The organism is Microlunatus sp. Gsoil 973, from assembly GCF_009707365.1.
GTDB lineage: Bacteria > Actinomycetota > Actinomycetes > Propionibacteriales > Propionibacteriaceae > Microlunatus.
Window position 1 is genome coordinate 4,372,831 of sequence record NZ_CP046122.1, and the last position, 21,436, is coordinate 4,394,266.

Below are 21,436 nucleotides of genomic sequence, written 5' to 3' on the forward strand. Positions count from 1 at the left end.
GGTAACCAGTCCCGCGGCAGACCAGACGGCCAGCCAGATCCGGCAGTGCCACAACCAACCCGCCAGCCACCGAAACGCCGACCGCCACCGTGCACCCGGTGCGGGGATCATGATCCGGTCGCCGCCCCGGACGTCGCCACACGATGATCATGAGAGCGTTCGAACCTCCGCGGGTAATGGACTCGACCGGCAGTGACCTCCACCAGCACCCAACCCAGCGACGAGCTGGCAAACACCGGACCCGACCAGTTCCGCCACACCCACCAGCTCCGGTCAAACAGCGGATCGCCATCCCGCCGGTCACCCTCGACCAGGCCCAACACCACCGCCACCTGCTGCCCGCCGACCCACTCCCGCGCGTGCAGCCGCAACCGTGGCGCACCACCAGTCGTCTCCACCGACAACGTCAACAACTCCACGCCAGGCACCCGGCGCAACACTGCCTCCGTGACCGCCGCCGCCTCGCGACACGACAACATCAGGCAGCCCTCGGACCCGAACTGGCCGAGCTGCTCGATGCGGACTTCTTGGCCTCCCCCGGAGCCACCAGATCATCGGCCCGAAACGACCACGCCACCCGCGGCCGAGACCCTGAATCATCGACATACGCCAAAGCGGTCAAGCCGACGAACTCCACCGGCCGCCACGGCGTGCCCGACGTGTTGTCCGGAGGCACCGGCTGATACTGAGCGGCAATCTTCACCGACACCGCCGTATCCCGCCGCGACGCCTGATCATCCGCATCCAAAACCGTGACCTGCCACAAAGGCAGGCCCGATTCCTTGTCCACCTGCTGCGGTCTCGACCCATCCGGCCGGGCCGGAGCATCGAAATCCGAAACCGGCTCCACCGAGCCCTTCATGAACGCACCCATCGGGAACACATTCCCGTGCGAAACCGCGAACCTGCGCTGGAGTGCCATTACATGCCTCCTAAGGCATCGAAAGTGTCTAATCAGGCATCCTAGACGCCACTACTGACATATAGAAAGCCTAAAACGGCGCAGATAGTGACAAATGTGACACAACAGTTATCTTTGGGAGATGCCAGGTCTGTCCGGGATGATGACTGTGTGGACATATCCGACGTCATCAGGTCAAGACGCCGAGCACTCGGCACGTCACAGGCGCAGTTGGCTAAGTCGGCTGGAATCAGCTTGCGCCAGATGGCCCGCTACGAAGCGGGCGAGCAGCAGCCAGTCCTGTCTGTGGCCGTCGCCCTGGCCAACGCGTTACAGATCTCGCTCGCTCAACTTGCTGGACAGGTCCACTACGAGCTCGACTTCTCCGGTGATTGGTGGGCCTCGTGGCAGACGTCGAAGAACAACGAACCACGTGTGGATACCCATCACCTGGAGATCACCCAGCAGGGCGATGTACTCTACCTCGACGCGCAGCGGGCCCGGCCCGTTGAAGAGGGCAGCTATGAGTGGCGTGGTGAACTCCGGCTGTGGGACAACGAAGCTCTCATGGGCTGGTACCGCTCGACCGATGCTGCGGTTCGATCCAAGGGCACCATGTACCTCGCGCTCCACCCCCATGGCACCTTCGCCTGGGGGCGTTGGGTCGGCATGAGCTACGACGGGGACGTCATCACCGGCTGGGGAGTCCTCGCCAGGTCCGAGGCCGAAGCCGGCGCAGTAGCCCAGAACCTGATTGATCTTGGAAAGCCGCTCCCATGACCGGCCATCGCAGCCGACTGTGCCAGTTCGTCATCGACGTCGACGACCTGGACGAAGGCGTCACATTCTGGTCCGCCGCACTCGACGCAACCCCGGAACCACTACCGGAAGCCAGCACCGGCATCTACCGCCAGCTCCAACTCCCCGACGCTGAGATTCGCATCCTGCTCCAGCTCACCCACGACCCAAAAATAAAGAAAGAGCATATGCACCTCGACATCGAGACCGACAACGTCGACGCCGAGGTCTCCCGCCTGGAGCGGCTGGGTGCCAAGCGCTGGGATCATCAACAGGAGCGCGGCTTTGACTTCTGGGTTCTCCGAGACCCGTGGGACAACGAGTTCTGCGTCCTTCAGACCATCTTTGCCCAACTACTAGCCGCGCGGCGGCCTTGGCAGACGGCGACTAGCACCATTTACCCGGACGAGATGCTGTGACTATGGCCCTAAGAATGGAGACACGCCGATGAATTCGCTTCCGTCCGCATCAACCCTGCGCATGACGAGTAACGATCTACCGGAGTTGCATGATGGCGCGAACCAGGCCTCCCTAAGGGGCCAGAAAGTCTTCATTCGTGCGACCGCCATAAAGCTCGGTGCTGTATGTCTCGCGGCCGCGGCCGCTATTCCTCATCTGACTCCCCGCTTCGAGCGAGCGCAAGAGATCGCCGTCGGCGCGTGCTTTCTCGCGGTTCTCATCGTCGAGGCATTCATCTGGGCAACAAAGCCCGAGCGCAATTGGTATGATGGGCGCGCCATCGCCGAATCTGCAAAGACAATGGCATGGCGATTCGCCGTCGGTGCTGCGCCCTATCCAAATAATGATCAGACCGCGCGAACACGACTCATCAAGGATCTGGAGACATTACTAAGTGATGCCCCCGACACGGACATCCATCCGTCTCTCAAAATGCCGATCAGTCGAGTGATGGAAGACATTCGTGCCGCAAGTCTGGAGGACCGTCGACAGCTCTATATCCGCGATCGGATCGGCAATCAACGCGAGTGGTACACCAGGAATTCGGACATCAATCGGAAGCGCGCAAGCCAGTGGCGCATATTTCTTCTGGTGTTGGAGGGTGTCGCTATCGTTGGGGCCTTCTTGGGCTACGTCGGTGCAGCCGGCTTTTTCGCTGCGCTGGTAGGCGGGGGCGCAGCTTGGATGGGAGTTCGGCAACATGAGAACACGAAGCGCGCCTACGCGTTCGCCGCCCACGAGCTGTCCATTGCAGAGGAGATACTTCGGACGGTCCCCGATGAGGCAAGCTGGGCCCAGGCAGTGGCCGACGCCGAAGAGGCCGTTAGTCGAGAACATACAATGTGGCGAGCATCCAGATCCTCTGCCAGCTAGCAGGGCCTACCGCGCGCAAGTACTCGCGGAGTTGGTCGGCATGTTCTGCGCCCTGGCTGTCGCTGCGATGGCGCGTTCCACCGCCGGACCGAACTCATGAATGTCCTCCGGCTTGTCCCAGTCCAGGATCTCTGCGCCGGCTTCCTTGAGCCCGTCCGGTAGCGGGGCGTTCGGGTCGATCCGGACCCCAAGTAGGGCGTTTCCCTTCTCAAGGCTCCACTTGATCTCCTTTTCGACCCACTCACTATTAGCGGTATCCCGTCCAATCAAAACGATCGTCGCGGAAGTACCCTTGATCTGTTCCCGGATCTTCGAGGAGATGTACGTGGGGTCGTGACTGTTGACTGGATCAAGAAGGTGGCGCATCGACATATCCATCTTTATGTTCTTATTGTACGTCGCCAGATTCAACCCCTTCGCCTTCATCTGATCCGTATGCTGGTAGCTCAGGAAAACTCGTCGGGCCATTGTCACCTCCTCATGCGGGACGAAGGGTCGCCTGACGGCCGCACACTGGACACTTTTTTAAGAGCGCGCGGTTTTCGATCACATATTCGCACGCGGTGCACCGCCATGCGCCCGTGGGGCTGCTATTCGGTGCGGCCGCGGGCGACTCCTGAACTTGCAAGTACTCCGCGGCATCTCCCCACCCAAAGCCAGAGACACGCCCCCAGGAAGGATAGGCGAACCCTGTTCTCCATCGAGAAAATTGCTCTAATCGTCGAACCTCATCTACGTATGCGAGCGTCCGGTCCTCCGTCTTTTCAATGAGTCCTAATAGGGCAGCCGTTGTATCGCGCGAAATCGGCTTCTGCGTCCGAAACCTGGTTTCAAGCACATCACGAAGGGTTTTGCTAGCCTCCGTCGGCTTGATCGGTTCGAAGAACTTAATACGATCCGCCGCGAGCGCGTAGTCTCCCTGCTCTTCGCCGCGGCTGCCAGGTGCCTGCCATGCAATGTGGTAATAGCCGACCAAAGTTCGACCCAGTCCCTTGCGCGACGTCATGAAGAAGATGTTACTTGCTCCGGTCTTGACTATTATTCGACGCATACTGGGCTCGCATGTCGAAAATAGACCATACGTCTGGGTTTCCAGGTTCGGATCGCTCTTATTATCCCCTGGGCGGGTAACGTCTCGGACAGGCCATCGCGCTAGCGCATCACTAAGAAACACGGATAGGTATCCGCTCCCAGAGTCGGGAATGGGTTTCCAAGGAGGGGCTGGCGGCTGAACCAGGGGCGTCGGATCATTCATAGCAGCGCGCTCACATCACGATCGCCTAGTTTGCGCGGAGGCAATTTGCTGTACGACAGGGATCGTTGATCGAGGTCCGCCAAGACGTACCCACCGTGACCTGCGGCCAAAGCGCGAAACACCCCAAAACCTTGGCTGATGGCACGCCGCCATAGCCATGCAGGCATTCGTGAGACCTCCAGGTCTTCAAGCACCGTAGTCATCATCTCGACCGCCTCGTCAGGCACCAACCTTGGGTTCGCATACCAACTCGCTTCCTCTGCGCGCTTGGCCAACAAGGCGGCCAGGCCCTCCTCGGCGAAGACCGCGCGAGCTCCATCCTCATTTTCATCAACCTGAGGGTCACTCTTGCGCTTCAGCCGCAATAGGCTCCGCAGATTCGGCGACCAGCCCATAACCGCCATGAAGCCCAGGTGGACGGCATCGTGGTAGCGATAATCGTCGTTCACGCTTGAGTTGTCGGTAACAACATCCCCGAGCTGTGCGCCCACTTGAAAGCCGCGCGACCTTCCGTTTGCCATTTCGACGGGACCGCACGGATACGCGTTGGGGTCCACATCGACGAGTGTCATCGACACGGCTGGCCTTCCTGAACTCCTAGACTCTTGAAACTTCAGCAACAGACGCCGCGGGAAACGCTCGGTGGTCGGGTAGCCGCTGTCCAGCACCAGTAGAGACGTGGCAGGGTCGAGACTCTCCTCGATCGACGCTCGGGCCACCCTCGCTAGCTCAAGGTCTGCTTCCGCGAGTTCTTCGAGTTGAAGTGTCGCGTGGGTTGCCACCGCCGCGAGGTACCAGAGCAGGTCACCTAGCTCCTCTTCCACGAAATCAGGCCACGACAACGACACCTCGTCACCCCTGTAGCGCTTCTTCAGTGTGACAAGCAGACTCCCCATCTCGCCCGCGAGACCGAGAATAGGAACGCTGAGCGCGAGCGGATCAAGGCCATCCTTCGCCTGCTGATCTGTGTGCCTTGCGAGACGCTGGTATGCCCCAAGGCTCAAAGACTCACCTGCATCGGGCACATCCGGAAGCCCTGGCATACCCAACGACTTCGCCCTCAGGTCAATCTTTCGGAGGTTCCGGTGGGCAATTTCGTTCAGCGTCAACCTGTCATGCGCAGCAACCAGCGCGACCCAACGAAGCACCTCACCTAGATGCCGGCCCACCCGAGAACGATTGGGCCCCGCTCCAACCTCTTCGCGTAGATACGCCTGGTGAGCGTCAGCCAGGGAGCCGACCTGAGCCGCAACGCCCAAGAGCGGCACGATCTCGTGCTGAAAGTCCGCATCCCACGCTGCGCTCCGCGCCATCGCTTGGTAGTCGTCGAAATCCACCTTACCCCCGATACGGCGCCAAACTGTACATCTATCTAACACCTACTTCCTCGCGTTCACACCCCATTTGGGAGGAAACCATGGCTCAGGGATCGATCCCGTCGGCCGGAACAACTGCTTGATGCGCGTCCTCCTGCTAAGCCCGTTGACCTCGGGGTGAGTCGCGCGTGTATACTTATCGGTTTCGCAGAATAGGTTCTGGCAATCGACCAGAGTCAGTGGACGCTTCCCTCCGAGCCGATCGAATCGGAGGCCCAGGCGGGCGAAATGCTCATCCTGGCTTTCACTCATATATCTGATGATCTGTGACGCATTACGTACCGCAGCCGCGCCGAAGCACTTAGCGATGCCATCTCGCGCTCCAGGACCAGCAACAACGAAATCCATCTCGCTGAAGTCCAGTACCGTCGAGTAGTTCAGGTCAATCACGAATTGGTACGCAAGAAAATCGCCGATCCCCGAGTAAGATCGGAGAAGGTCAAAGGCTTCCTTCATAGACCCGCACGACAGCAACTTGTCCGAAAGGTTCTCCTCGACCATCCGAGCAAGGAGCAACAAATGATTCGATGCCTTTCGTGCGGCGCCCATCGCGGGCTGAGGTATCACGTAGGCGGCAGAATATATGGGACGAGTCAGTGAAAGCTCGAGGAGGTATTCAGCCCAACTGCGTGGCTCAAAAGAAGCGAGAGATATTGTACCAAATTCTCGCTCAAGGGCACCCCATGTCGATATCCGATTGAAGAACTTAAAGAGCAATATTCGAAATACGAGTTGTGCGGGCTCCCGAGGTCCACAATATGCTACATGGCGGATGAGGAACTGACTAACCCTGTCTGTCGCTCGGTAGCAGTTTGTAAATCGATATCGTGCTATTGTCGCATCGGTGGTCCAAGGCGGCACCTCGCCTAATAGCCGTCTTTGATAGGCTGATTGCCGAGCGGCCGCAAACCTCCAGTATGTGTCAAAAACGCGAGACCGAGGGAGTTCTCCGATTAGACTAACTCCGTCGGCATTGACGTATCGCCGTGGAATCCGGGTACCCGGCAAACCGTCGGCCACCGTACGCTCTGAAATCGGCGCACCCCGGCTGGAACGGATCGATGTCGTCAGCTTCGGCGTCACGCCGCCACCCTAAGCGGCGACGCACGACATCGCGGCCGACTCGGCGACTCGTCGCTCGACTAGTCGCCGTCACGGGAGAACTTTCCTTACTGGTTCAAGGCGCGCCTTCGGCGCGGCGGCCGAGCCCGGGCACCCCGGGGCCCCGCCTCGCTCCGCTCGGCACCCCAGGGACCCCACCCGGGCACGGCCGCGCACAAGAGAAGGGACGCCCCGACCCCGAATGGTCAACACGCCCAACAAACCGATCAGGTGATTTCGATGCCCAGGTCTGCCGATCAACTCACCTCCGAGCCGCCGACCCGACCGCTCATGATCACTCGGCACCGGCCGACGTCAAGAGCGCCTTCGGCGGCCAAGGCTTCCGCTCCGCTCCACACTTGACCCCGGCCGGTGCCGAGCGATTGGCTGGCTATCGGGTCGGCGGCTCTCCTTGGCCGGCTGGGAAAAGATGTGGGGAAACATCGGTCTAGAAGGCATATCAGAAAACGGATACCGACGAACGTCCACGGACACTCCGCCAGCGTGAAAGCCCAATCCACACACGACTCCGAGGTCTCTGCGGGTTGTGGGTTCGAGTCCCACGGGGCCCACCCAGCAGGGGTGAACCTGCCACGTCGGTCCGCACTCAAGGCAGCAATAGTGCGCTGTCACCGAACTCGTGCCAGAGATAGCCGTTGGAAACCGCGGCGTCGTAGGCGCGCTGAGCCAGCTCAGCGCCTGCGACGGCTTCGACCAGCAGCAGATGCGATGCTCCCGGGTCGTGCCAGCCGGTGATCAGCCCGTCGACGATCCGAGGGGGATTGGCAGGGGTGACCACCCGTTCGGTCCAACCGACGCGCTCCGTCACCAAGCCGTCGCTGTCCACGGCTGACTCCAGCGCCCTGGTGGCGGTGGTGCCGACCGCGATGATTCGACCACCGGCAGCCTTCGTGGCATTGACCAGGCGCGCGGTCGCGGCGCCGACTTCGTATCGCTCTGGTTGCGGCGCCTCGCCGGCCTCCTGCGAGCTGAGGCCGGTGTGCAGGGTGATCGGGGCGATGCCCATGCCCAGCGCCACCAGCCGGGTCACCAGGTCGGTGGTGAAGGGCCTGCCCGCTGACGGCATCTCGGCACTCCCCGGCCGGATCGCGAAGACACTCTGATAGGCGGCGAGCGGATAATCGCGATCCAGATAGCCGTACGAGATGGCCCGGCCGTTCCGCTCCAGCACCTCCGGCAGCGGACCGTCGACTGCTGCCCGCCAGAGCCGGTTGCCATCACGGACCGGTGACGAGCGCCGCGGATACGGCGACAGCAGAGTCATGGTCACGTCGTGGGCCCGCACGATGTCACCCTCGCCGGCATCGAGCACGGCTCGACGCGCGTCCGGCGCGGTTCGGATCTCGACCACTCTGGATCCGTCGTCCAGCCGGGTGGCGACGTGCACAACCACCTGTCCCCGACCGAGCAGTTCGGCATCCATCTGGCCGGCAATGGTGGCGCTGTTGTTGACCACCAGCAGATCACCGGCATGCAGGTGTTCGGCCAGCTCAGCAAACCTCGTGTGGGTGATGCCGGCCCGTTGCGCGACCAGCAGTCGTACGCCGTCCCTGGTCAGTCCGCGGTATTCGGGCGGTGCCGGCGCCGTGGTCGAATCCGGGGCGGTGAAGTGGATCGTTGCGCGTTCGGTGAGGACGGTCATCGGGACACCGCGGCAGACTCTTCGGATCGCTGCTGCGCAGCGCCGTCCGTCGGGCTGCCGGCCCCACTGTCGGCATCGAAGTCGGCGGCTCGATATCGGCCATTGGGCGGACGTCGCTCGAGCAGTGCGAGCAGCTGCGGCACCACGGTCTCGGGCAACGGCCGGTCGGAGATGTCCTCGCCCGGGAACGCGGCCTGGTGCATGGCGGTCCGCATGTCACCCGGGTCGATCGCGTACGCCGAGATCGCGGAACCCTCGGCACCGAACTGCAGCGTGATGTGGTCAAGTGCGGCCTTCGAGGCCCCGTAGGCACCCCAACCCGGGTAGTGCTCGACAGCCGCGTCGGAAGAGATGGACACCAGAATCCCGGCGCTTGCCTTGAGTGTCGGAAGCAGATTGGCGGTCAGCAACAGCGGGGCGATCACGTTGGGTCGCCAGATGGCCGTCATCTCCTCGGCGCCGATCTCTGCCAAGGCCGGTAGCGGGGTCGGTCCCAGATCGCTGGCGTTGTGCACCAACAGGTCAAGCCGGCCCTGGCGTCCGACCTCGGCAACCAGCGCGTCCCGGTGATCAGCATCGCCGATATCGCCGGCGATTGTGATCACTCCCGGGTCGCGTACCTGGTCAAGAGCCTCGGAGTGTCGGGCGTCGGTGATCACCGTCCAGCCGCGAGCGGCCAGCGCGCCTACCAGGGCTCGACCGAGCCCCGCCGAACCCCCGGTGACAAGTGCTACGGACATCGGATTCCTTCCGCGATGGGATACCCAGTCAGTATGAAAGCTGAAGTGCACTTCACATCAAGGGATTCGATCGGGGTATCTGCGCGACCGGTGTTCCGAGCGGTTCAGGAGGGAGCGGACGCCGGCCAACATTCGGTCAGGACCCGCCGCACCACCTCGTCGAGGGTCTCGGCCGGTCCGACGACCTGCTCGTCCAAACCGGCGATGGGTTGGAATCCGCGCCACCATTGGCGCATCTGTGTCTCCCCGAACTCGGTTGCCACCGGTTTGGTCGCGTGTCGGCGAAGAGTTTCTGGGAACGACAGGTCCCAAATGTAGGAACGGGAAATGCCACGGTGGTCCGCCACCAGCTGGACCAGCATGTCGGCGTACCTTCCGGCGTTCAGGATGCCCTCGATGATCACGTCCATGCCGCGATCGAGAAGGTGCCGCGTGATCATTTCGATCAGCGCGATCGGCAGGCCGCCCTGGTCATCACCGGTGGCCAGGATCTGCCGCCTGATCACGTCCTGGCCGATGATCGCCACCGAACCGGCCGGTCTCGCCGCGCGGACCGCTGCCGCCACGGTCGACTTGCCCGACCCGCTGTTGCCACGCAGGGTGATCAGACGCGTCGTTGCCGAGCCGACGGCTCCTGGTGTAGGGCGATTCGTCACCCGGTCGATTCTGCACGATGCCGGTCTCCCGGTGGTTCGCACCGGCCATACTGCTCTGGTGTCTGGTCGCTATTACGAAGCTGAGCATTTCGAGGCGTACGCACGCCTGCGCCGCGAAGGCCTCAACCAGTGGAGTGATCTGCACCCCTGTGATCGAACGGGCGGATATGACGACATCCAGTCCCGTCCCTTCCTTGATCGCGTGTTGCCGACCGGCGGCGAGGTCCAAGGCCGCCGGGTTCTCGAGTACGGCTGCGGTACCGGTGGCGCGGCCTGTTATCTGGCGCAGCGGGGCTTTCGGGTCGATGCCGTCGATCTCGTGCCGGATGCGATCGAGTTGGCCCGGCGCCGAGCGGCCGAACGTGGGTTGGAGATCCTGTTCGCCGTGCAGGATGTGTGTCATTGGACCGACGTCGGTGATCGGTTCGACTACGTGATCGACATCTTTTGCCTGCAATCGATCGTCACCGACGACGACCGTGCCAGGCTTCTGAGCGCTGTGCGTACCCGGCTCAAGCCAGATGGGCGCTACCTGATCAGTACGGCGATGTTCGAGCCGGAGCGGGTCTACGACGACAATGATCATTACGACCAGAGCACCGGAATCGTGTGGACGCGAGTGCCGAAAGAGGTCGCCGATGCAGTGCGGCTGGGTGACTCCTGGTTCGTCCCGAATCGGCGGCACCTGGCGGCAGCGGCACTGCGCCGGGAACTGGAACGCCATCAGTTCACAGTCCTCGAGCAGTCCGGTCGGTTCGGCGGTGAACTGGTCTGTACGCCTAATTGATCATGACGGGCACGCGCTCAGAGCCGATGCCGTACCCACACATTCGGCTCCACGTACACGGCATGATCATGAGCGGGCGCACAGTGAACCGGCGTGAGTGCGTACGGAACTTCGACGGCGCCGTCCACATCGAAGGGGAGTCCAGTCCACTCCCGCCAGTTCACCAGCGAGGAGCCGACCACCATGGAGGCCGGTGCGATCTTCTCGATCACGCCGCCCGCGCGGACGTGGATTCGCAGCCAGGGGTCTTCCGGCAGCCCGTCCGCACGGGTGCGGTAGGCGTACTCGCTCATCGGCGTGGCCGGTTCGAGGTGTTTGTGGCTGGGCCGTACCGGCGCCAGCAGGGTGTCGAATCCGCGGGCTCGCGCGGCGTCACGCATCGCCGTGAGGATCAGCGTCGACAGGCCCCGGCCCTGCCAGTCGTGGTGCACCGAAACCTCCAGGGCGCTGGCGACGTCCGGCTCGACGCCCTTGCGAAGATCGGAACCGACCCACATCAACACCTGGTCCCAGCCGGTGTCGGGGAGTTCGCGGCGGCCGTCCAGATCCAAGCGGAATGCGGTCGCCTGGCCGTGGCCGATCACCGACCCTTCGTCGTCGGTGGCGACAACCGTCAAGTCTGGGTAGGCCGCTGTGGCGACGCTGTACAGCGACCAGCCGACCGGATCGTGGTCCATGAACTCGGGCCAGGAGTCGGGCATCTCCCAGATGCCGGAGCCGAACTCGGGCTGCTCCGCACGGGTGGTGATCATGACCATGCGGCGGAGCGTAGCGGTCGCGGCCAGATCAGAACGAACGGTTTCCTGCTCTGACGGACAATCCGGACGCTCCGGTCATCGGTTCGCAAGATCAACCAGCACCGGCACAGCCTCGCTGGGTGGTGGCAGTTCGGCCAGGGCCGTTGCGACACGTCGAGCCGCCTCCCCATAGCCGGGGCTGTGCAGCAGTCGGGGAAGCTCGGCTGCACCACGTTCCACGTTGCCGGGCCCCTGCCCGGTGGTGACACCGGCACCCACGGCAGCGACCCGATCACCGTTGATGACCTGATCGAAGGTGAAGAGCGGCACCACCACCTGTGGCACGCCCGCAGCCAAGGCACCGATCGTCGTCCCGAATCCGCCGTGTCCGAGCACGGCCACGGCATGGGCCAGCACCTGCTCCTGGGGGACCCACTGCAGGACGCGGGCATTGTCCGGCAGCGGACCGAGCGTTTCCGGATCGAACGCCCGGCCGGTCGTCATCACGATGGATGCCTCGAGATCGGCGACCGCGTCCAGCGCCCGCCGGAACACTCCCATGAACGGAGGGATCGAGCCGGTCACCGAGCCGAAGGTGAGGTACACCAGCGGAAGCTCCGGGTCGCCCCATTCCGGACGGCGCGGCTCGATCGTCGGCCTGGTCGGCTTGTGGAATCGTCTGATGGTCCCGGTCTTCGGCGACGAGCCGCCGGAGGCGTAGTCAAGGAGTTCGGGAACCACGCTCAGAACGGTCTCCGTGGTTGGCGCCGCCGCCATCCGACCGTCGGCCAGGCCGGTCAGCCGTCCCAACTCTTCCAGCGGTTCGGCCATCGAATCGGCGAGCCGACACCCGGTCTCGTGCATCCCGATGCAGACCTGCGCATGGGGTACCTCGGCCCGCTCCGCCGCCGCCAGCGAGGCCACCTCCGCGGGCTCGCGGACGATCACCTGCGGGCGCCACCGCTGGACAATCTCCAGGATCGACGGCAGCGCCGCCTGCGCATCGATCCGGCCGAACACCTCGCGGATGACCAGCGCGTCGGCCTCCTGGACCGACAGGCTCATCAGCCTCGCCATCACCGGACCGATCACCTCCGGTTCCGGGTCGGCGAACGGCTCGAGGGGGAGGCCGGTCCGGGCCACCGAGGCCGCGTACGACTCTGGCGCGGTGATCCGCACCGCGTGGCCGGCCGCTGCGCAGGCCTTGGCGAACGGCACAAGGGGGACCGAAGTGGCCGTCGTTGGCCGTGCTGGAGAAGAGGATCCGCACCTGCCGAGAGTCCCACCACCAGCGCATCGCCGCTGCGATTACGCGAAATCCGTGGGGTCGGGCCACAAGTACCGGTTGGATCGCCCAGATCCTGCCCGCAGCATCCTCGCGGATGAGACGCTGGTCAGGTGACGGGCACGATCGAGTCCGACTATCTCGTGGTAGGCGCCGGTGCCACAGGAATGGCCTTCACCGACACCCTGATCCGGCACGCCGACGTCCACGTGACGCTGGTCGATCGACGGCACGGCGTCGGTGGTCATTGGCTGGAGGCGTACCCCTTCGTCCGGCTGCACCAGGCCTCGGCCTTCTACGGAGTCGCGTCCACCGTTCTCGGTGGTGCGATCCAACAGGACGGCCCGGAGAAGGGCCTGCACGAACGGGCGTCGCAACCGGAGATCTGCAGCTACTACCTGCGGGTGCTCGACGCGATGATCACCTCCGGCCGGGTCGAGTTCCTGGGCAACAGCGAGTACCGGGACGGCACAGTCTTCTCGCGACTGTCCGGCGAACGGTTCAACGTCGCTCCGTCCTGCAGAATTGTCGACGCACGCTACCTGTCCCCGTCGATTCCTGCGGAGACGGCGCCACCCTTCGGCGTCAACCCGGGCGCCCGGGTGGTTCCGGTCAACGACCTCGTCCATCTGGAGGATCCGCCCGGTCAGTACGTCATCGCCGGTTCAGGAAAGACCGCAACCGACGCGATCATCTGGCTGTTGTCGCGGGGTGTCGGTCCCGACGACATCACTTGGGTTCGCCCCCGCGATCCGTGGATGCTGAACCGGGCGGTCGTGCAACCCAATCCGGCGATCTTCCAGTGCATGGCTGCAGACGTCTTGGAGGCGGGCGCTGCGGCAGCGTCCCTCGACGACTTCTTCCTTCGCCTCGAGGACGCCGGCGTGATGCTCCGCATCGATCGCACCGTGTTGCCGACCATGGCCAAAGCACCGACCCTGGCGACCTGGGAGTTGGAGCGGCTGCGGTCGATCGAGAACGTCGTCCGACGGGGTCACATCGAATCGGTCTCGCCCGGCACGTTGATCTTCGCCGACGGTCCGGTGTCCATCCCTCGCGATGCCGTGGTTGTGCACTGTGCCGCCGACGGCCTCAAACAGCCGCCACTGGTGCCGGTCTGGCAGCCGGACCTGATCACCCTCCAGCCGATCCGGGCCGGTTTCCCCTGCTTCGGTGCGGCGTTGATCGGCTACGTCGAGGCGACCCGGGACGATGGCGAGACCAAGAACAGGCTCTGTCCGCCGACCCCGTACGGCAACACGCTCGCCGACTGGGCACGGATGACCGTGCTCGGGTCCCGGGCATCACGGTCCTTCACCGCCGAGCCCGACATCAAGGCATGGTCGGACCAGGTGATGATCAATCCGAGCGGGATTCCGCCGGACCAGCCGAGAACGGCCGCGCTGGATCGAGCGGTGCAGCGGCTGGGGGCCGCCGGCGGGCCCGGGCTCGCCAGGCTGGCCGAGCTGGCCGGTCTGGCGAGTTGACCTGGCGAACCGGTCCGGACTCTAGGGCTTGATGTTCTGGTTCAGGTGGAACAGGTTGCCGGGATCGTACGTCCGCTTGACCTGGACCAGCCGTTCGTAGTTCTGCCGGTAGTTGTCCTCGATCTTGCCGAAGTCGTCGTCCTGCATGAAGTTGATATAGCCGCCGGGCTCTGCCCACGGCGTCATCGCCTGATAGTAGTCACGCACCCACTGGATGCGTTCGGCATCCTTGGTGGGGTCGGTCCACGAAGCGAGGATCACCTGGGCGTACTTCGCATCCCGATAGGCGAACGCGGTGTCCGACGCGCCGACCCGGTGGCAGGCGCCGTTGATCGGATACAGGTGCATCGTTGCGCTCACCTCGGGAACGGTGGCGCCGTGTTCGACAACTGCCGGAATCGCCTCGGCCGGCAACTCCTTGATGAACGAACCCTTCCAGTAGGACCGGATGCCCTTCGGGAACAAGACGTCGAACGCGGCGTTCAGCGCTGGGTAGGGCAACGGCGCGGTCCCGTTGGCCACCACCGGGGCGACGTCCCAGAACGGCTGCAGAGCCTTCTCGGCCTGGTCGAGCGGTCCGGACCAATGGACCACAGCCGCTGCCAGCGTGTCGCCGTGCCGGTCCTCGGGAATGAACGGGAGCGGTGGCGCGATCTGGAATGCCGGGAAACCGCCGAACTGTTCCGGCGCATCGGTGATGAACTGGTCGAACATCTCCAACAAGGCTCCGGCATCCTCCAGGTTGTAGAAGATCGGGCCGGCGAAAACCTGGTCCACATCGTGCAATTGGAATTCCATTGACGTCACGACACCGAAATTCCCGCCGCCGCCGCGCAGCCCCCAGAACAATTCCTCGTTCTCCTGAGCGCTTGCGGTGAGGAAGTTTCCGTCCGCGGTGACCACATCGGCCGACAACAGGTTGTCGATGGACAGTCCGAAGCCACGACTGAGGTAGCCGATCCCGCCGCCGAGGGTCAATCCGGTCACGCCCGTCGTCGAGATGATGCCGCCGGTGGTTGCCAGGCCGAATCCATGCGCCGCATGGTTGAAGTCACCCCAGGTCGCCCCGGCATCCACGCGAGCCGTCTTGTTCCGCGGATCGACACGCACGGTACGCATCGGCGACACGTCGATCACCAGGCCGCCGTCGTTCGTGCCGAACCCCGGTGCGCTGTGTCCGCCGTCCCGGACCGACAGGTCCATCCCGTTGTCGCGAGCGAAATGCACCGCGGCAATGACGTCGGCGACTTGTTGTGCCATGAGGACTGCCAACGGCCGCTTGTCGAACATACCGTTGTGCACGGCGCGAGCTTCGTCATAGTCATTGTCGCCGGCGGTGATCAGCCGCCCCCGCACCTTTTCGCGAAGCGGTTCCACGTTGAGCCCGCTCACTGATTGATCAAGAGTAATGTCTGACATCATTCGCCCCCCGAGCGTTTTCGATGGCAGGTAAAATTACCACCGGGTGATGATCAGCCGCCAGAGACGAACGTGTGATAATCGTTCCTATTCGAGCGGGATTATGCGGTAAAAGAAAACTCGTCCGGCCGCCGCATTTATGTGTATCGACGCCTTCCCGCCGGCTCTCTATCATGCGGACGTGACAACATCCCAGTCTCAGACCGCTCCTCAGCCCGCTCGGCAGACCTCACAGCCGACCTCGGCGCGGACCTCGCCGCGTCCGGCGATCGTCATGGTCTCCGCCGACCACCATGCCCGGTTGCGCGAGGAGTTCGGCCGGTACGAGCGAGACTACGAACTCCGGACCGCTCGCTCCTGTGGTGAGGCGATCGCTGCCGTTGAGCGGTTACGCGCGGAGGGCTCAAACATCGCTTTGTTCGCCAGCGATTCCCGGCTGCCCGATGCCGACATCCTGGTGGCGTTCTCCGCTTGGCGCTCCGCCGTGCCGACCGCGCGTCGGGCGATCGTCACGCCGTACGACCGGTTCATCACCGACGCGCCGCCGCTGCGACTGGCGATGGCGAAGGGCAAGTACGACGCGTACCTGCTGATGCCTCGCGGGCCACGGGACGAGGAGTTCCACAACGCCATCACCGATCTGCTGTCGGACTGGGGATCGACCGTGCCCGATCCCGAGGCGATCACCGCCAAGATCATCGCGCCGTCGCAGACCGCACTCACCCTGCAGATCCGCGACTTCTTCGATCGGATGGGTATGCCGACCCGCTTCTACAGCCCGGACAGCGACGTCGGCCGGCGTGTCCTTTCAAGCGTCGGGCCCGACGTGGAGTTTCCGCTTGTCTGGTCGATGGTGCGCGAGCCGATCGTCGCCCGCTCGGTCAGTGATGTGGCGCGGTCGATCTACGGTGCTCCCGACGAGGTCTCGGTCGCCGGTGTCGCTGATGTCGCGGTGATCGGCGCCGGCCCGGCCGGTTTGGCTGCCGCGGTGTACGCAGCATCGGAAGGACTGTCCACGGTTGTCCTCGAGGCCGGCGCGATCGGTGGACAGGCGGGGACCAGCTCGATGATCCGCAACTATCTCGGCTTTCCGCGGGGCATCTCGGGAATGCGCCTGGCCCAGCGAGCGCGCAACCAGGCGTTGCGCTTCGGTGCACAGTTCTTCACCGGTTGGGCAGCGGAGTCGGTCGAACCCGGTGAACCCCATGTGGTGGCGACCGAGGGTGGTCGGATCCGGGCTCGGTCGGTCGTCATCGCCAGCGGTGTCGACTATCGCAAGCTAGGCGTCGAATCGATCGAGGCCCTGGTCGGGAACGGGGTCAACTACGGCGCCGCGCTGACGGCTGCCCGCGAGATGGAAGGCCGTGACGTCGTCGTTGTCGGCGGGGGAAACTCCGCCGGTCAGGCAGCGGTACATCTGGCCCGCTTCGCCCGATCGGTACGGCTGATCGTCCGTCGGCCGGGGCTGGAGGAGACGATGTCGTCCTACCTGATCGGCGAGATCGCCTACACGCCGCGGATCACGGTGCAGACCTGTACCCGAGTCGTCGACGGCAAGGGCGACCCCAACCTGGAACAGTTGACGTTGGAGGACATCCGGACGGGCGAACGGAGCACGGTGCCGGCGGCCGGATTGTTCCTGCTGCTGGGTGCGGACCCGAAATGCTCATTCCTGCCGAAGGCAATCGGCACCGACGATCACGGCTTCATCCTGACCGGCCGCGACGTCCCCCGGGACGCCTGGCTGGATGATCGCCCGCCGGCGGATCTGGCGACGACTGTGCCGGGTGTGTTCGCTGTGGGTGACATCCGCTCGGGTTCGATGAAGCGTGTCGCGGCGGCCAGCGGTGAGGGCGCCTCGGTGGTACCTCTGGTGCATCGCTGGTTGGCCGACAGCTCCGCGGTCGCGACGCCCTGATCGTCGTGATCAAGAGTACCGATGATCAAGAGGAGGAAGTCTGATGGTCGCGGATCTTCGTGCGGGCTCGACCGACATGCCGGTCAGCATCGAGCGCGCGAACTTCGCCGACCCGGCTCTCGCCTTCTTCCTCCAGGCGCATCTGGATGATCTTGAACCGATCAGTCCGCCGGAGAGCCGGCATGCGCTCGACCTGGCTGCCTTGCAGGCGCCCGGCGTACGGCTGTGGGTGGCCAGGGCGGGTGGAACAGGCGCGCTGGTGGGCACTTGTGGGCTGGCCGCGCTGACCGACGATCACGAAGAGCTGAAGAGCATGCGCACCGATCCGGCGTTCCGCGGGCAAGGCATCGCCAGAAGGCTGCTCGAGATGATCATCGATGATTCGCGTCGTCGCGGAGTCCGGCGGATCTCACTGGAAACCGGGAGTGCCGACTTCTTCGCGGTCGCCCGCAATCTCTACACCCGGGCAGGATTCGTCGAATGCGGCCCGTTCGGACGCTACGTCGCCGACCCGCACAGCACATTCATGACCTTGGAGCTCGCCGGAGACGGAATTCTCGAACGAGCGCGGCTGATCAAGGACGGCTGATCAAGGACGTTTGATCAATGACGGCTGATCGGGCACGCCTGATCGAGGCGGGCAGAGATCGCGTCCTGTTGCAGCGGTGAGGGAATGATGGCGCGCGACTAATCGCCGTCATTCCCTCACCGGTCCGGACGAGGCGTCGTCGTGACGATCCCCCGTTGCGTCACGTCTGCTGCCGTCCGGTGGAGATCCGGTTCGACGCCGTCCCCCGTCGGCCATCGTCCGATCCCCCGATCCGTACCCATCGGCGATGAGCACTGGTGACAGCCTCGCGCATTCGTCGGGCCGGGTCATCAGCCCTGAGCAGCATCCTGAAGTACAACGCGAGGATGACATGGGCGCGCCACCAGCTGTAGTCGCAGTATTTCTGGAACGGAGGGCTGCGCGGGCGAGTGATCAGCGCAATGATCAGCTCCATGCAGATCGGTTCAGAGGTCGCCATCCACGTACAGGGCGACAACCGGAGTGTCGGAGAGGTTGCCGGGGTCGGACGGGTGATTCATCCGCGTGTTGTTCAGGTGCTACCGCCCCTGGACGCGGAACTGTCACAGGTCGCCCGCCGCGCCGACGAGTTCGTGATCCTCGGTGATCAAGGCAGCCACCCGGTGGTCCGGATCCGGCCGGGTCTTGTCAGCTATGCCGAGGCGGCGGACATCCTGGCCCGGGAGATTCCGCAGGTCGAACTGGTCGCGACCGAGACGGGCCTCGTGGTCTTCGAGACCGAGGAGGATCTTGCCGACGACCCGGACGGCGTGATCAGCAGTCCTTGGTGGTGCCGGGTGCTCTGTCTCAACTCCTGTTCCTCGTGTTGACGTGGCCGGCGATCGCGAGCGCCGGATCCCGATCATCGGCGCACAACCGGTTCTGCTGACGCTGCTGGACTGTGTGATCGCACTGGCCGCGGGGGCGTTCGATCTGACGACCTACGTGAACGCCGACACCAGCGGATTCCGGCACGGTGGCGGGTTCCCGGTCCCGGTCGGCATCGTCCTGATCGTGATCGGCGCCGGTGCCCTGGTGTTTCGTCGGCGCTGGCCGACCGCCGTGTTCGTCGTGGCGTGGTGTGTCGGCTTCAGTGCGGTGATCGCACCGGACATGCAACCCATCGCAATTCTGCTGGTCGCCTTGTACGGCATAGCTGTCGCCGCGAACCGGTACGGCGCCGTCTTCGCGCTGATCGCGACGATCGGGGTGATGGGCGTGACCGCGGTCAACACCGGCCCGGTCGGCACGACCCATTGGTTGGGCTGGGTCATGGGGACGATCGTCGCCGACATCCTGTTGCCCGGTGCGATCTGGTCCTTCGCGCGCTTCCGGTATCGCTCGCTGAGCCGGATCCGCGAACTGGATCGCGAGCACCGTCGGGCGCTGGAGTCTGCGCGACGGGACGAGCGGCTGCGGCTCAGTCACGAGTTGCACGACATCGTCTCGCACACCGTCAACGTGATGACCCTGCAGGCCGCCGGTGCCCGGGCCATCATGGGCCAGGATCCTGCCCGGGTTGCACCGACCCTGGAAGTGATCGAACACGCCGGCGTTCAGGCGATGAACGAGCTGCAACGCCTGCTCGGCGTGTTGCGCGCCGATGGGGGCGAGCCGGAACAGGGATCGCAGCCGCTGCTGGCGGACCTTCCCGGACTGTTGGAGACCGCACGTTCGTCCGGCCAGAAGGTGGAGTTTGTGATCAACGGGCCGCCGGGGGAGCTGGACCCCAGCGTCGAGCTCGCCTGCTATCGCGTGGTCCAGGAGGCGCTGACCAACGCCCGCAAGTACGCCGGCCCGACAGCCGATGTCGCCATCGGGATGGAGTGGGTGCCGCCGCAGCTGGTGATCACCGTGCGCAACGAGCCCGGCTCCCCCGTCGTTGACCAGGCTGCACTGTCCACCGGGAACGGGTTGGCCGGGCTGACCGAGCGGGTGCACCTGGTCGGCGGACGACTGGAGACCGAGGCGCCGCCGGAGGGCGGATTCCTGGTGCGGGCGACCCTCCCGGTCGCCTCGATGCGGACCGACGCCGCAACCCGCCCGGTGAGGAACTGACTGAAGTCCCAATCCTCGTCGGAGGGGTCCGTCGATCAGACGGCGACGCTATCATCATGGGGGCATGATCAATGCCCGAGGCGGATCCGCTGACGGATGAGGGGGCGCGACGGGAGTGGCGATCTCTGTCGTGGTTGCTGATGATCATGCACTGATCAGGGCCGGAATCGTGATGTTGCTGGCCGCGCAGCCCGACATCATCGTGGCTGGGGAAGCGGCGAACGGCGCCGAGGTGCTCGAGCTGGTCGACGAGCATCATCCCGATGTTGTGCTGATGGACCTGCGGATGCCCGGGCTTGACGGCATCGAGACCACCCGCCGGTTGACCGCTGATCCGATCAACGGGCAGCACGGGACCAAGGTGCTGGTGCTAACCACCTTCGCCGACGACGAATCGGTCTATCCGGCGCTGCGCGCCGGCGCGCACGGCTATCTGCTGAAGCACGCCGCGCCGCAGGATCTGGCGACGGCGATCCGGCGCGTCGCCGGTGGCGACGCCTGGCTGGATCCGTCGATCACCGGCGGCGTCATCGAACGCCTTGCCCATGTTCCGGAGCAAGCGCCCGACGCCGGGGAGTTGATCACTGTGCTCACCCCGCGGGAACGGGAGGTTCTCGCGTTGATCGCCCAAGGCCTGTCGAATCGTCAGATCAGCGAGGAACTCGTGGTCAGCGAAGCGACCGTGAAGACTCACGTTGCCCGGGTGATCATGAAGACCGGTTGCCGGGACCGGGCACAGGTCGTTGCGCTGGCCTATCGCTCCGGGTTGATCCGGGTCAGCTGACGGGTCCGTCCAGTCGTTCGGTCAGCCGCGATGAGCGGAACAACGGTCAGGCACTGGCATGCGCCTCTTCGAAGGCCCGATGCACGGCATCGGGGATCTTGCCCCGCGCGGAGATCCGCAGCCCGTTGGCGACTGCCCAAGTCCTGATGGCCTGAGCGTGTGCACGGTCCACCCTGGTCATCGACCGCGGTGATGACGGCGCCCTGATGTCGCGGCTGCGCCGCTGCCGTCGATTTCTCGGCACAACGCGGCCGCGTTCTTGCCACGGACGCAGACACTCGCGAAGCTCGTCGGCATGCTCGGCCGACAGATCGATCTCGTAGGCCACGCCGTCCAATGCAAAGTACACGGTCTCAACAGCGGTGCTGTAACCATCAAGATCATCTACCAATACGGCAGTGACCCGGTGAGCCATCTTTCCTCCCCCGACGGATGATCCTCCCCGATGGGACCACCCAGGCACTATCGTAAATGTCGGTGCGCCTTTGTGTGCGGAGTTTGAAGTTTCGGGTCTCGTGTCCCAAAGTGCGGTAATCGCCGGATCGAAAAGACGTTTGTGTGCCGCGCCTCG

At 64.2% G+C, this 21,436-nt stretch carries 24 protein-coding genes; 10 read left to right on the plus strand and 14 right to left on the minus strand.

Annotated features, from left to right (window positions below; all coding sequences use genetic code 11):
• Positions 1–107 precede the first annotated feature (107 nt).
• A complete protein-coding gene (locus GJV80_RS20510; RefSeq protein ID WP_154689485.1) occupies positions 108–479 on the minus strand; it encodes a hypothetical protein in 372 nt (123 codons plus the stop codon).
• Positions 479–874 carry a plasmid replication, integration and excision activator gene (locus GJV80_RS20515; RefSeq protein WP_230207897.1) on the minus strand — a complete coding sequence of 132 codons (396 nt, stop codon included), beginning with the start codon at positions 872–874 and terminating at the stop codon, positions 479–481. Before GJV80_RS20515 ends, GJV80_RS20510 begins: the two co-directional genes overlap by 1 nt.
• 198 nt (positions 875–1,072) lie before the next feature.
• Here GJV80_RS20515 and GJV80_RS20520 point away from each other — a divergent pair, with 198 nt between their 5' ends.
• The 3 genes from GJV80_RS20520 to GJV80_RS20530 are packed head-to-tail and all read left to right on the plus strand — an operon-like array spanning position 1,073 to position 3,031.
• Positions 1,073–1,681, plus strand: a complete 609-nt coding sequence (locus GJV80_RS20520) for a helix-turn-helix transcriptional regulator (RefSeq protein ID WP_230207898.1) — start codon at positions 1,073–1,075, stop codon at positions 1,679–1,681.
• Entirely contained in the window at positions 1,678–2,118 is a 441-nt protein-coding gene (locus GJV80_RS20525; protein WP_154689487.1) for a VOC family protein, read from the plus strand. Before GJV80_RS20520 ends, GJV80_RS20525 begins: the two co-directional genes overlap by 4 nt.
• 28 nt (positions 2,119–2,146) lie before the next feature.
• Entirely contained in the window at positions 2,147–3,031 is an 885-nt protein-coding gene (locus GJV80_RS20530) for a DUF4231 domain-containing protein (RefSeq protein WP_154689488.1), read from the plus strand.
• 6 nt (positions 3,032–3,037) lie between these two features.
• Here the strand turns inward: GJV80_RS20530 and GJV80_RS20535 are convergent, their stop codons facing one another.
• The 7 genes from GJV80_RS20535 to GJV80_RS20565 all read right to left on the minus strand — a co-directional run bounded on the left by GJV80_RS20535 (position 3,038) and on the right by GJV80_RS20565 (position 9,822).
• On the minus strand, positions 3,038–3,499 hold the full coding sequence (locus GJV80_RS20535; RefSeq protein WP_154689489.1) for a TIR domain-containing protein: 462 nt from the start codon (positions 3,497–3,499) through the stop codon (positions 3,038–3,040).
• 10 nt (positions 3,500–3,509) lie between these two features.
• Positions 3,510–4,037, minus strand: a complete 528-nt coding sequence (locus tag GJV80_RS20540) for a rubredoxin-like domain-containing protein (protein ID WP_154689490.1) — start codon at positions 4,035–4,037, stop codon at positions 3,510–3,512.
• Between the two features lie 245 nt (positions 4,038–4,282).
• Positions 4,283–5,623, minus strand: coding sequence for a hypothetical protein (locus GJV80_RS20545; protein ID WP_154689491.1), 1,341 nt, complete (start codon positions 5,621–5,623; stop codon positions 4,283–4,285).
• Between the two features lie 42 nt (positions 5,624–5,665).
• Positions 5,666–6,745 carry a nucleotide kinase domain-containing protein gene (locus GJV80_RS20550; RefSeq protein WP_370518790.1) on the minus strand — a complete coding sequence of 360 codons (1,080 nt, stop codon included), beginning with the start codon at positions 6,743–6,745 and terminating at the stop codon, positions 5,666–5,668.
• A gap of 625 nt (positions 6,746–7,370) precedes the next feature.
• Positions 7,371–8,426, minus strand: coding sequence for an S-adenosylmethionine:tRNA ribosyltransferase-isomerase (locus tag GJV80_RS20555; protein ID WP_154689492.1), 1,056 nt, complete (start codon positions 8,424–8,426; stop codon positions 7,371–7,373).
• On the minus strand, positions 8,423–9,166 hold the full coding sequence (locus GJV80_RS20560) for an SDR family oxidoreductase (protein ID WP_154689493.1): 744 nt from the start codon (positions 9,164–9,166) through the stop codon (positions 8,423–8,425). Before GJV80_RS20560 ends, GJV80_RS20555 begins: the two co-directional genes overlap by 4 nt.
• A 104-nt stretch (positions 9,167–9,270) precedes the next feature.
• Complete coding sequence (locus tag GJV80_RS20565) at positions 9,271–9,822, minus strand: AAA family ATPase (RefSeq protein ID WP_154689494.1); 552 nt, start codon at positions 9,820–9,822, stop codon at positions 9,271–9,273.
• Between the two features lie 58 nt (positions 9,823–9,880).
• Here GJV80_RS20565 and GJV80_RS20570 point away from each other — a divergent pair, with 58 nt between their 5' ends.
• Positions 9,881–10,609 carry a bifunctional 2-polyprenyl-6-hydroxyphenol methylase/3-demethylubiquinol 3-O-methyltransferase UbiG gene (locus tag GJV80_RS20570; RefSeq protein ID WP_195909039.1) on the plus strand — a complete coding sequence of 243 codons (729 nt, stop codon included), beginning with the start codon at positions 9,881–9,883 and terminating at the stop codon, positions 10,607–10,609.
• Positions 10,610–10,626: 17 nt separating this feature from the next.
• Here GJV80_RS20570 and GJV80_RS20575 read toward each other — a convergent pair whose 3' ends face one another.
• Together GJV80_RS20575 and GJV80_RS20580 are read right to left on the minus strand one after the other, a co-directional pair.
• Positions 10,627–11,367 carry a GNAT family N-acetyltransferase gene (locus GJV80_RS20575; protein ID WP_154689496.1) on the minus strand — a complete coding sequence of 247 codons (741 nt, stop codon included), beginning with the start codon at positions 11,365–11,367 and terminating at the stop codon, positions 10,627–10,629.
• A 75-nt stretch (positions 11,368–11,442) separates the two neighbouring features.
• The gene (locus tag GJV80_RS20580) at positions 11,443–12,564 is read right to left on the minus strand and encodes a glycosyltransferase (protein WP_154689497.1); all 1,122 of its coding nucleotides are present in this window, start codon (positions 12,562–12,564) and stop codon (positions 11,443–11,445) included.
• 180 nt (positions 12,565–12,744) lie between these two features.
• Here GJV80_RS20580 and GJV80_RS20585 point away from each other — a divergent pair, with 180 nt between their 5' ends.
• Positions 12,745–14,118, plus strand: coding sequence for an FAD/NAD(P)-binding protein (locus GJV80_RS20585; protein WP_154689498.1), 1,374 nt, complete (start codon positions 12,745–12,747; stop codon positions 14,116–14,118).
• Positions 14,119–14,139: 21 nt separating this feature from the next.
• Here the strand turns inward: GJV80_RS20585 and GJV80_RS20590 are convergent, their stop codons facing one another.
• Positions 14,140–15,510, minus strand: coding sequence for an FAD-binding oxidoreductase (locus GJV80_RS20590; protein ID WP_230207899.1), 1,371 nt, complete (start codon positions 15,508–15,510; stop codon positions 14,140–14,142).
• A gap of 208 nt (positions 15,511–15,718) precedes the next feature.
• Between GJV80_RS20590 and GJV80_RS20595 the strand changes: the two genes are divergently transcribed.
• Both GJV80_RS20595 and GJV80_RS20600 read left to right on the plus strand, forming a co-directional pair.
• Positions 15,719–17,455: an FAD-dependent oxidoreductase gene (locus tag GJV80_RS20595; RefSeq protein WP_230207900.1), complete on the plus strand. Its 1,737-nt coding sequence runs from the start codon at positions 15,719–15,721 to the stop codon at positions 17,453–17,455.
• A gap of 43 nt (positions 17,456–17,498) precedes the next feature.
• Positions 17,499–18,044 carry a GNAT family N-acetyltransferase gene (locus GJV80_RS20600; RefSeq protein WP_230207901.1) on the plus strand — a complete coding sequence of 182 codons (546 nt, stop codon included), beginning with the start codon at positions 17,499–17,501 and terminating at the stop codon, positions 18,042–18,044.
• Positions 18,045–18,204: 160 nt separating this feature from the next.
• Here the strand turns inward: GJV80_RS20600 and GJV80_RS20605 are convergent, their stop codons facing one another.
• Positions 18,205–18,459, minus strand: a complete 255-nt coding sequence (locus GJV80_RS20605) for a hypothetical protein (protein WP_154689501.1) — start codon at positions 18,457–18,459, stop codon at positions 18,205–18,207.
• Here GJV80_RS20605 and GJV80_RS20610 point away from each other — a divergent pair.
• From GJV80_RS20610 to GJV80_RS20620, 3 genes are all read left to right on the plus strand, one after another.
• Positions 18,458–18,853 (plus strand): hypothetical protein, encoded by a 396-nt coding sequence (locus GJV80_RS20610; protein WP_154689502.1) that lies wholly within the window; start codon positions 18,458–18,460, stop codon positions 18,851–18,853. The two genes, GJV80_RS20605 and GJV80_RS20610, sit on opposite strands and share 2 nt — an antisense overlap.
• A gap of 1 nt (position 18,854) precedes the next feature.
• Positions 18,855–20,081, plus strand: a complete 1,227-nt coding sequence (locus tag GJV80_RS20615) for a sensor histidine kinase (RefSeq protein WP_154689503.1) — start codon at positions 18,855–18,857, stop codon at positions 20,079–20,081.
• Between the two features lie 115 nt (positions 20,082–20,196).
• Positions 20,197–20,865 carry a response regulator transcription factor gene (locus GJV80_RS20620; protein WP_154689504.1) on the plus strand — a complete coding sequence of 223 codons (669 nt, stop codon included), beginning with the start codon at positions 20,197–20,199 and terminating at the stop codon, positions 20,863–20,865.
• 46 nt (positions 20,866–20,911) lie between these two features.
• On the opposite strand, the gene GJV80_RS20625 is transcribed toward GJV80_RS20620, so the two are convergent.
• Entirely contained in the window at positions 20,912–21,280 is a 369-nt protein-coding gene (locus GJV80_RS20625) for an Lsr2 family protein (RefSeq protein WP_154689505.1), read from the minus strand.
• Positions 21,281–21,436: the final 156 nt, after the last annotated feature.